The organism is Cyanobacteria bacterium QS_8_64_29 (assembly GCA_003022125.1).
Lineage (GTDB): Bacteria > Cyanobacteriota > Cyanobacteriia > Cyanobacteriales > Rubidibacteraceae > QS-8-64-29.
In genome coordinates this window covers 1-10,416 of sequence record PXQH01000016.1, presented here as the reverse complement: position 1 = coordinate 10,416, position 10,416 = coordinate 1, and the positions used below count along the sequence as shown (strand labels likewise).

Annotated in this window: 6 protein-coding genes and 1 pseudogene; 2 read left to right on the top strand and 5 right to left on the bottom strand. The window is 64.1% G+C overall.

Annotation, left to right across the window (positions count from 1 at the left end):
- Window positions 1-163 precede the first annotated feature (163 nt).
- From BRC58_03485 to BRC58_03475, 3 genes are all read right to left on the bottom strand, one after another.
- Entirely contained in the window at window positions 164-1,669 is a 1,506-nt protein-coding gene (locus BRC58_03485) for an Asp-tRNA(Asn)/Glu-tRNA(Gln) amidotransferase GatCAB subunit B (protein ID PSP18519.1), read from the bottom strand.
- Window positions 1,670-1,729: 60 nt separating this feature from the next.
- Window positions 1,730-4,180, bottom strand: a complete 2,451-nt coding sequence (locus BRC58_03480) for a DNA topoisomerase IV (GenBank protein PSP18518.1) — start codon at window positions 4,178-4,180, stop codon at window positions 1,730-1,732.
- Between the two features lie 75 nt (window positions 4,181-4,255).
- Window positions 4,256-5,140, bottom strand: a complete 885-nt coding sequence (locus BRC58_03475) for a cytochrome c biogenesis factor (protein ID PSP18517.1) — start codon at window positions 5,138-5,140, stop codon at window positions 4,256-4,258.
- 106 nt (window positions 5,141-5,246) lie between these two features.
- Here BRC58_03475 and BRC58_03470 point away from each other — a divergent pair, with 106 nt between their 5' ends.
- Entirely contained in the window at window positions 5,247-6,488 is a 1,242-nt protein-coding gene (locus BRC58_03470; protein PSP18516.1) for an arginine biosynthesis bifunctional protein ArgJ, read from the top strand.
- Window positions 6,489-6,642: 154 nt separating this feature from the next.
- Window positions 6,643-9,051, top strand: coding sequence for a sucrose synthase (locus tag BRC58_03465; GenBank protein PSP18520.1), 2,409 nt, complete (start codon window positions 6,643-6,645; stop codon window positions 9,049-9,051).
- Window positions 9,052-9,412: 361 nt separating this feature from the next.
- On the opposite strand, the gene BRC58_03460 is transcribed toward BRC58_03465, so the two are convergent.
- Together BRC58_03460 and BRC58_03455 are read right to left on the bottom strand one after the other, a co-directional pair.
- A complete protein-coding gene (locus BRC58_03460; protein ID PSP18515.1) occupies window positions 9,413-9,751 on the bottom strand; it encodes a hypothetical protein in 339 nt (112 codons plus the stop codon).
- 494 nt (window positions 9,752-10,245) lie between these two features.
- Window positions 10,246-10,416 (bottom strand): annotated as a pseudogene (locus BRC58_03455) (IS630 family transposase).

Below are 10,416 nucleotides of genomic sequence, written 5' to 3'. Positions count from 1 at the left end.
GCGGCCAGTCCGGGCGAGCTCATGGCCCTCAATGGCCTCACCCCCGAGCGCATCGCAACCCGTGCTGCTGAGCTGTTGGCTTAGGCCTCTCCCAAAGTGGGCTAATTATTCGGGATGGGGCGTGCCCCCTATCCCGAGTTGTCGTGAGACCAGAGCGAGCGACCTAGCCCGAGGCCTCGAGCTTTTGCCCCAGCAGTTGGTTGGTCAGCTTAGGGTCGGCGCGGCCGCCCGTTTGCTTCATCACCTGGCCGACGAAAAAGCCCTGCAGCTTGGTCTTGCCGTTGCGGTACTGCTCGACCTTGTCAGGGTTGTCGGCCAGCACGCGGTCGATGATGGGCTCAAGCTCGCTGGCATCCGAGATTTGAATGAGGCCCTTTTGCTCCACCAGCTCGCGGGGCGAGCCGCCCTGCTCGAGCAGCTCCGGCAAGACCTCTTTGGCAATCTTGCTGCTGATGGTGCCATCAGCGATCGCGCCGATGAGCTCGGCCAACTGCTGCGGTTGCAGGGGCAGATTGCGGATGGTGAGCTTGTTGCTGTTGAGGTAGCCAGCAATATCGCTGGCGATCCAGTTGGCAGCTTGCTTGGCATCGGCACCGGCCGCCACGGTGGCCTCGAAGTACTCGGCCATGGGCCGCTCGCCGGTGAGCACGCGCGCATCGTAGGCCGAGAGGCCGAACTCGGCTTGGTAGCGCTGGCGCTTTTGCGCCGGTAGCTCTGGCAGCTCCGACTGCCACTGCTGCTGCTGCGCTGGCGAGACCTCAATGGCCGGAATGTCGGGATCGGGGAAGTAGCGGTAGTCGCTGGAGGCTTCCTTGGAGCGCATCCCCACCGTGCGCTGGCTGCCCTCTTCCCACAGCCGGGTTTCTTGCTCCAGCGCCTGGCCTTGCGCCAGGGCCTGGCTCTGCCGCTCGATTTCGTAGTCAATCGCGCGCTGGATGGCGTTGAACGAGTTCATGTTTTTGATCTCGACCTTGGTACCGTAGCCGGCGCTGCCCACCGGTCGCACCGAGACGTTGACATCGCAGCGCAGCGACCCTTCCTGCATGTTGCCGTTGCTCACGCCCAGATAGCGCAGGATGCGGCGCAGCTCCTTGGCGTACTCGGCCGCTTCCTGGCCCGTGCGCAGATCGGGCTGGGAAACGATCTCCAGCAGCGGGACGCCCGCGCGGTTGTAGTCCACCAGCGAGTGGCTGGCCCCCGAGAGGCGATCGCCGCTGCCCACGTGGTTGAGCTTGCCGGCATCTTCTTCCATGTGCAGGCGCTTGATGCCGATGGTTTTGCGCTGGGGGTCGCTATCGGCGGTCTCGGCCAGCTCGATGGGCAGCCAGCCGTCGTAGGCAATGGGCTGGTCGTACTGCGAGATTTGGTAGTTTTTGGGCAGATCGGGATAGAAGTACTGCTTGCGATCGAATTTGCTCTCGGGCGCGATCTGGCAGTTGAGCGCGAGCCCCGCCTTGACGGCGGACGCCAGCACTTTCTCGTTGAGCACCGGCAGCACGCCCGGGTAGCCCAGGCAAATGGGCGAGATGTTGGTGTTGGGCGGGGCACCAAACTCGGTGGAGCAGGGGCTAAAGATCTTGGTCTCGGTGTTGAGCTGGCAGTGCGTCTCCAGGCCGATGATGGCTTCGTACTGCGTTTGAACGGCAGTTTCGGTCGCAGTGGCAGTCATGGGCTCTTTTGCAGCAACGCGGCTCGGTCTCATTCTAGCCTCCCGCCCCGGGCGACCCGCTCACTTGGGGGCAGTGGGGACCACCGCCGCGATCGCTTCCCCAGCGCGCAGGCGAACGGCGCGCTCGCCGGCCCCGTCCTTGCCGCTGTAGGGAAGTTTGTTGCTATCCAGCTGCCGCCAGCGCCCGTGATCGGTAGGCAGCGCCACGCGCGCCGGGGCCAGCGCCATGCCGGCCAGCGCATCCCCATCGCTGGCGAACTGAAACGCGGGCGTGCCCATGCTGCCGCGCTCGGTGAGGCGGGCGGTGGTGGCGGGCAGGCGCTTGGCATAGCCCTGCCGGGAGACCAGCAACAGGTCGGCCCCAGCGCCAAAGGCGCAGCAACCGGCCAAGCCCTCCCCCGCACGCAGTCGCGTGACGGCATGCCCCTGCGCCAGCCGGCCCATGGCCGGCAGTTGCCGCTCGCCCACGACCAAGCGCAGCAGGCGCCCGCCGGTGGTGGCAACGGCCAACTCTAGGCCCGTTTGGGCCAGGCAGGCATGCTGCAGCCGGTCGCCGGATTTGAGCGTGATCGCGCCCTTTCCTTGGCGGCTCGCGCCGGCGATTGTAGTGAGGGCAAGGCGTTTGATCCGCCCCTGCTGGGTGAGCAAGACCAAATCGCTCGCCGGCGCTTGCGACGGCTCGGGATCCAGTAGCGGCAGCACGAGCGCCTGCGCGTCGGCGGTCTCGGGCACCTGCTCGAGCCAGGACTGCCCTTGCTGCCTGAGCTGGCGGACATCGAGCCCGTAGGCTTTACCGTCATCGGCAATGGCAAGTAGGGAACGGCACTCGCCCAGGCGCTGGCGCAGGATGGCAACGTCGTCCTCAAACGCGGGCGACGGCGCACTGGCTGGGGACCAGCTCGCGCGCCCGCGATAGGTGACCGTCACGATGGCATCGGCATCCGGCTCCGCGTTACCTGCTGCCTGGGCGGGTTCCGGTGCGCTCAGCTCGAGCGCCGGTGCCGCCTCGGCACTGGCGATGCGCGTGCGGCGAGCATCGCCAAAGTGGCGCTTGAGGGCGCGCAGCTCCTGCTTGAGGGCTTTGAGCAACTCGCGGCGGTCGGCTAGCAAACGCTCCAGCCGCTGGATGCGTTCCTGCAGCTCGTCGGCCTCGGCCTGGAGCTTTTGCCGCTCCAGCCCAGTCAGGCGGCGCAGCGGCATGGCCAGGATGGCATCCGCTTGGGCCTCGCTCAGCTCGAGGTCTTGCTGCAAGGTGGCGCTGGCTGTGGTGCCGTCGGGGGCATCGCGCAAAGCGGTCACGACGCGATCGAGCTGCTCCAGCGCGGTTAGCAAGCCTGCGGTGATGTGGTAGCGCTGCTGCGCCGTCTCGAGCTCGTGGCGGTACTGCCGCGTCAGCGTCTGCTCGCGGAACTGCAGGAAGCGCTCCAGCAGCTGGCGCAGCGATAGTTGCATGGGCTGGCCGTCGGCCAGGGCCAAAAACAGGGCGCCAAAATTGGCCTGTAGCGGCGTCTGGCGGTAGAGCTCGGCCAGTACGGTTTCGGGATCGGCATCGCGCTTGAGCTCGATGGCAATGCGCATCCCGTCGCGATCGCTCTCGTCGCGCAGATCGGCGATCCCCTCCAGGCGGCCGCGGTTGACCAAATCGGCCACCTTGGCGATCCACTGGGCTTTATTGATCTGAAACGGCAGCTCCGTGACGACGATGGCCGTCCGAGTCTGGCGGCGCTTTTGGCTGGGGCGGATGCGCTCGAAGTGGGCGATGCCGCGCACGGTAATGGTGCCGCGCCCGCTGCGGTAGGCTTCGATGGCCCCGGCAGGGTTGACGATCTCGCCGCCGCTGGGGAAGTCGGGCCCCGGAATGAGGGACCACAGCCGCTCGTCGGGCAGCCGGGGGTGATCGATGAGCGCGATCAGCCCATCCACCAACTCGCCCAGGTTGTGCGGCGGCACGTTGGTGGCCATGCCCACCGCAATCCCGGCGCAGCCATTGAGCAGCATGGTAGGGAGCCGCGCCGGTAGGACCAGCGGTTCCTGCTGGGAATTGTCGAAGTTGGCGACAAAATCAACCGTGGCCTCGCTCACCTCATCCAGCAACGCCTGCTGTCCCAGCGGGGCCAGGCGCGTCTCGGTGTAGCGCATGGCGGCGGGCGGATCGTCATCCACCGAACCGAAATTGCCGTGCCCCGCCAGCAGCGGGTAGCGGCTGGCAAAGTCTTGCACCATCCGCACCAAGGCGTCGTAGACGGCTTGGTCCCCGTGCGGGTGGTACTTTCCTAGGACATCGCCCACCACGCGAGCGCACTTGCGAAAGGGCCGATCAGGGGTCAGGCCCAGCTCGTGCATGGCGTAGAGAATGCGCCGGTGGACGGGTTTGAGCCCATCCCGCGCATCGGGCAGGGCTCGCCCCACAATGACGCTCATGGCGTAGGCCAAATAGGACTGCTCCATCTCGCGGGAGAGTCCGGTGGGAACGACTTGGCTGCCGTTGCCCCAATCGGGTTGTTGTGCCATGCGCTCTCCTAACCAGCCGCCAGCAACGCGATCGAGCCTAAGCGCTCGCCTGGCAGCCTGGCAATTGCCAGCGTTTTAGGACTGGCCGCTGGAGCTCGCCTCCGGCGATTGCAGGCGCCCGCGCAGGGCTTGCAGCTGCGGCTCGGCAAACAGCGCTCGGGTGTGGGCGAGCAGGCGCTGGCCCCACAAGTTCTTTTGCAAATAGGCCGGATCGGCATAGCGCGCATCGCGCTGCAGCGCTTGCTGCGCCAGGGTCAGCGCCTTGTCCTGCTGGTCCTGCTGGTAGCGGGCCACCGCGATGGCCAGTTGCGGCTCGGCCTGGTTGGCATCGATATCGAGCGCTGCCTGCCAGCGCGCGATCGCGGCCTGGCGGTTGCCGCGCTCGTACTCGGCCAGGCCGATGTTGTTAATGGCGGGCCAAAACTCGGCCTTGAACTCGAGAGCACGCTCGTAGGTAGCGATGGCCTGCTCGTAGCGGCCCAACTCCAGTTGGGCGTTGCCCAGATCGAATAAGGCCTCTGGCGACTCCGGTTGCTGCTCCAACCCCTGCTGGAGCGCGGCGATGGCCGCTTGGTAGTTCTCCTGCTGGAACTGGGCCGAGCCCAGAGCAAACAGCACGTTGGCTTTTTGGGGCGCTAGCTCGCGCGCCTTTTGTAGCGATTCGACGCTGGCCGCTGGGTTGCCATCGGCCAACTGCAGGCGCCCCAGCACGAACCAGGGCTGGAAGCGATCGGGGGCCAGCTCTGTTGCCAGCTCCGCCCGTGATCGGGCCAGATCGACGTGATCGCGTTGCACCAACCGCACGGCCTGCTGCGCCAGGGCCAGCCCTTGCTGGCGCAGTTTTTGGGGCTCAAACTCGGCCGCGTGCGGCAGCAGTGCTTGACCGCTAGCCGGCAGCGCGGCGCTCCAGAGCCCGATTCCAGCCAACAGCGGCACCAACCAACGACGCGTTCCCGGCACGGTAATGAGCCTCAAGCGAGCGACAGCCTAGGGGGCGCTTTTGACGCATCCAACGGCTGCAGACTAGCTTAACGCCATCAGTCCCCTAGCGCTGGGAGGAACAGCGATGGCCGATTGGCAGGCAATCGAGGGCGGCGTAACGGCCCCCCAAGGCTTTCAAGCAGCCGGCATCGCCGCTGGGTTTAAAGCGTCAGGGCAGCCCGATCTGGCCCTAATCCTGTCCGAGACGGAGGCGATCGCCGCTGGCGTCCTGACGGCTTCCCAGGTCCGAGCAGCTTGCGTGGACGACTGCCACCAACGCTTGCAAGATCGCGGCCTGGCGCGCGCCATCCTCTGCAACGCCGGTCAGGCCAACGCCGCGACGGGCGAAGGAGGCCGGCAGGATGCGCGCGAGAGCGTGCGGCTGGCCGCCGAGGCGCTGGGCATCTCGCCCGAGGCCGTGCTGCCTGCCTCGACCGGCCTGATTGGTGAGCGCATCCCCATGGCCCCCATGCGCCGCGGCATGCCCCAGCTCGTAGCGGCAATCTCGCCCCAGGGCTCTGAGGCGGCGGCCCGCGCGATCGCCACCTCCGACCTCGCCACCAAATCGGTCGCACTCGAGACCGAGATGGACGGGCGGCCCGTGCGCATCGGCGGCATTGCCAAAGGCTCGGGGATGATCGCGCCCAACATGGCAACGATGCTGGCCTTTATTAGCTGCGATGCGGCCGTGTCGCGCTCGCTCTGGCAGCAGATGGTGGCGCGCGCCGCCGAGCGTAGCTTCAACCAAGTTTCGATCGATGGCGATACCAGCACCAACGACGCGCTGCTCGCGCTCGCCAACGGGCAGTCCCGCACGGGCGCGATCGTCGAGCCGGGGCCCAAGGCCGAGCGTTTGGAAGCCATGCTCGTCGCGGCCTGCCAAACCCTGGCCCGCGCGATCGCCCGTGATGGCGAAGGCGCCACCTGCCTGATCGAGGTCCGCGTCTCGGGGGCGCCCAACGACCGCGCCGCCCGCCAGATCGCCAAGACCGTAGTGAGTTCGCCGCTGGTCAAGGCGGCCACCTTCGGCCGCGATCCCAACTGGGGCCGAATTGCGGCTGCCGCCGGACGGGCGGGCGTTCCCTTCGATGCCAGTGCGCTGCAGATTGCGCTCGGCGATCGCCTCCTGTTGGATGGGGGCCAACCCGTCCCCTTCGACCGCCAGGCCGCCAGTGCTTACCTGCAACAAGCAGCGGCGGCGCCGTACCTGGATGGCGATACGGTTACCATTACCCTCTCGCTGGATGAAGGCAGCGGCCAGGGCGTGGCCTGGGGCTGCGACTTGAGCTACGACTACGTCCGCATCAACGCCGAATATACGACCTAACCAGCAGCAGTGCAGGTTGGTAGCAATTGCGCTCGCTCGCTACGGTATGGCTGTTAGCCGCGCCGGCGAAACGCGCGCCCGAGCTAGTTGGGAACCCAGTCCCAGCCTTTACCTGCTTGGCCTGCTGCCGGTGCTGCCTTTTGGGGGGAGTCTCATGTCCGATCTCATCCATGCCGTTTTGAACTCCGAGGAAAAAACGGATCTGCGCGAGTTCATCAACGAGCTGCGGATGGGCGAGCAGCAGTATCTGCTGCGCAATGACATCCTCAATGCCTTTGCCCAGTTCCAGCCCTGTTTTGCCCGGCAAGGGGATTCGCGCCTGGGACAGCTGATCCACTACACCCAGGAGATCATCCTTGAAGAGGAAAGCCTCTGCTTGATTGTCCGGCCCCAAATTGCCCGGCAAGAGTACTATCGCCTGCTGGAGGATCTGACCGTCGAGCCGCTGGATACCGAGCAGCTGCTCGATACCCGTGATCGCTTCATGAATGAGTTTCACCCGGAAGAAGGGGAAGTCTTTGAGATCGACTTTCAGCCCTTCTACGATTACTCGCCCATCATTCGCGACTCCAAAAACATCGGCAAGGGGGTGGAATTTCTCAATCGCTTTTTGTCGAGCAAGCTGTTCCAGCATCCGCAGCAGTGGTTGGAGGGGCTCTACTCCTTTTTGAGCGTCCACAGCTACGACGGGCAAACCCTGCTCATCAACGGGCGCATCCAGAACCAAAAGCAGCTATCGGATCGAGTCAAGCAAGCGCTGGACTACGTCAGCGGGTTGCCCGCCGAGCGCCCCTACGAGGACTTCCGCTTTGAGTTGCAAGCCATGGGCTTTGAGCCCGGTTGGGGCAACACTGCCGGCCGCATCCAGGAAACCTTGGGCATTCTGGACGAGCTCATCGACTCGCCTGATGCCAACGTGCTGGAGGCTTTCCTGTCGCGCATCCCCATGCTGTTTAGCATCGCGCTGGTTTCGGTCCATGGCTGGTTCGCCCAAGAAGGCGTCCTCGGCCGGCCCGATACCGGCGGGCAAGTGGTCTATGTGCTGGATCAAGCCCGCAGCTTGGAGCAGCAGCTGCAGCAAGACCTCCACCTGGCGGGGCTGGACTGCCTGGGCGTGGAGCCCAAGGTCATCATTTTGACCCGGCTGATTCCCAACAGCGATGGCACCCGCTGCAACGAGCACCTGGAGAAAGTCCACGGCACCGAAAACGCCTGGATCCTGCGCGTTCCGTTCCGCGAGCGCAACCCCAAGGTAACCCAGGACTGGATCTCGCGCTTTGAGATTTGGCCCTACCTCGAGACCTACGCCATCGATGCCGAGAAGGAGCTCTATGCCGAGCTGCAGGGCAAGCCCGATCTGATCGTGGGAAACTACAGCGACGGCAACTTGGTGGCGTTTTTGCTAGCGCGTCGTATGAACGTGACGCAGTTCAACATCGCGCACGCGCTGGAGAAGTCCAAGTACCTGTTTAGCAACCTCTACTGGCAGCAGATGGAGGACTCCTACCACTTCTCGCTGCAGTTTACGGCCGATTTGATTGCCATGAACGCGGCCAACTGTATTATTAGCAGCACGTACCAGGAGATTGTTGGCCGCCCCGATATTGTCGGTCAGTACGAGTCCTACGAGCACTTCACCATGCCGGGCCTCTACCACGTGGTCAACGGCATCGAGCTGTTCTCGCCCAAATTCAACGTCGTACCGCCGGGGGTGAGTGAGAGCGTCTACTTCCCCTACTACCGCCTGCAGGAGCGCGTTCCCAGCAAGACCGAGCGCCTGGAGGAGCTGCTGTTTTCACTCCAAGATCCCCAGCACACCTTCGGCTGGCTCGATAACCCCGACAAGCGGCCGCTGTTTTCCATGGCGCGCCTGGACCGGATCAAAAATTTGACGGGTCTGGCGGAGTGCTTCGGCCGCTCGCCCGAGCTGCAGCAGCGCTGCAACCTGATCTTGGTGGCAGGCAAGCTCAGCGCGGCTGAGTCCACCGACAGCGAAGAGCGCGCCGAGATCGAAAAGCTCTACCGCATCATCGACCAGTACGACCTCCACGGCAAGATCCGGTGGTTGGGCGTGCGCCTGCCCAAAACTGACAACGGCGAGGTCTATCGCGCGATTGCCGATCGCGAAGGGATTTTCGTGCAACCGGCCCTGTTCGAGGCCTTTGGCCTAACCATCCTGGAGGCGATGTTCTCGGGGCTGCCCACCTTCGGCACCCAGTTCGGCGGCCCACTGGAGATCATCCAAGATGGTGTCAATGGGTTCTACATCAACCCCACCCACCTAGACGAAACCGCGCAGGCCATCCTCGATTTTGTCGCCCACTGCGATCACGATCCCGAGCACTGGAAAAAGTTCTCCGACAGCGCGATCGAGCGGGGCTACAACAACTACACCTGGACGATCCACACCAACAAGCTGCTGTCGCTGGCGCGCATCTACGGGTTTTGGAACTTTAACTCCAAAGAAAACCGCGAAGACATGATGCGCTATTTAGAGTCGCTGTTTCACCTCATCTACCGGCCGCGCGCCAACCAGCTCCTAGCCGAGCACATGCAGCGCTAGGGGCTGCACCCTGCCAGTAGCGAGATGGAGGCTCGATTGGCAAGCAGCCATTGCTTGCCTACGATATGCTATTGGTTGGTAGGGCTTGACGGGACGCAAGATGTGGTTGCTTGCAACGGCGAGTGGGATCGCCCTATTGGACTGGATTCTGCTGGATTGGCGGCTCGGCCCCATGAAAGCCCAGGAGCGGCGAGAGCAGATCGTGCAACGCCTGTTCCGCTGGGGTGCTTCTTCCCAACACCGCGCTCGCTAATACCGGCGTGCCAAACAGCCTACACTGTTGGGTGCGGCTGAACCGCGATCACGCTAGCAGCGCCGTTCACTCGGCGCGATGGGCTTCCCCAAACAAAATAAAAGAGCACTAGAGTTCCGGAATGGTGCGCGTGGTGACCTCGCTGACAGCCAACTCGCCGGCCGTTCGGCGCCGCAGCGAGCGCAGCACCACCAGATCGAAGGCCTGCGAGCGCTCGGCGATCGCGACCGCTGCATCCTCGTGAGCCACCGTCAGCACGCGGGTAGGGACTGCCACCTTGCCCCCTTGGGCCACTTGCGATAGCTCGCGCTCGAACGCCGCCCGCTGCTCGGTCGTTGCGTGGCGATCGCCCACGTGCAGCAGTGTTATGGCGGCGTGGTGGGCATCGGCAAACAGCTGCGCGAAGCGAATGGCTTGGACCGCTTGCGGCGTGATCCCATTTTTCATAAGCTATGCACTTTATTAAACGTCCGGACCGCCCGGCGAATGAAGCTCCGGCTGGTCAGCGAACGAATCTCTCGGTTCGAGAGACTCTCTAGCTGGCAGAACAGCCACTGCTGCAACGCCTCCAAGCTGGCAAAATTCAACCCCTTGAACCGGGCTTTGAGCTCCTGCCACAAGCGCTCGATGGGATTGGGCTCAGGACTGGCTGCAGGTTGGAACACCGGTAGGACATTGCTGGGCCACTGCAGTTGGGTGGCGATGTAAGCGCCCGCCTGGTCCAACTGCAGCAAGTTGAAGCTAGTGGGGAACTGCTGGGCCAGATGGTCTAGAAAGCGCTGGAAGCAGACCGCGTCTAGGTGGGAGAAGACATATAGCAACCGCAGACCACACGTGAACGAAACAAGTCTATTGGGATAATCCCGAGTTCGGCCCGAACAGGGAGTTAAGTCTCTTGGCGCTAGGGATACAAATCCGTTCACGATCCAGGTGTTTTTGCTATAGAACACAGACTGGCCGCTGGGGACCTCAACGGCCCCATAGAGCCAGCAGTTGGCCCGAGGCCACTGGCCACCGGCTTGACCCCCTTGAGCGTGATGCGACGCCCTAGCTCGGTTTTGAGGCCCCAACGGGACTCGTCCATGCAGAAGTAGCGCAGCGGCCGATTTTCC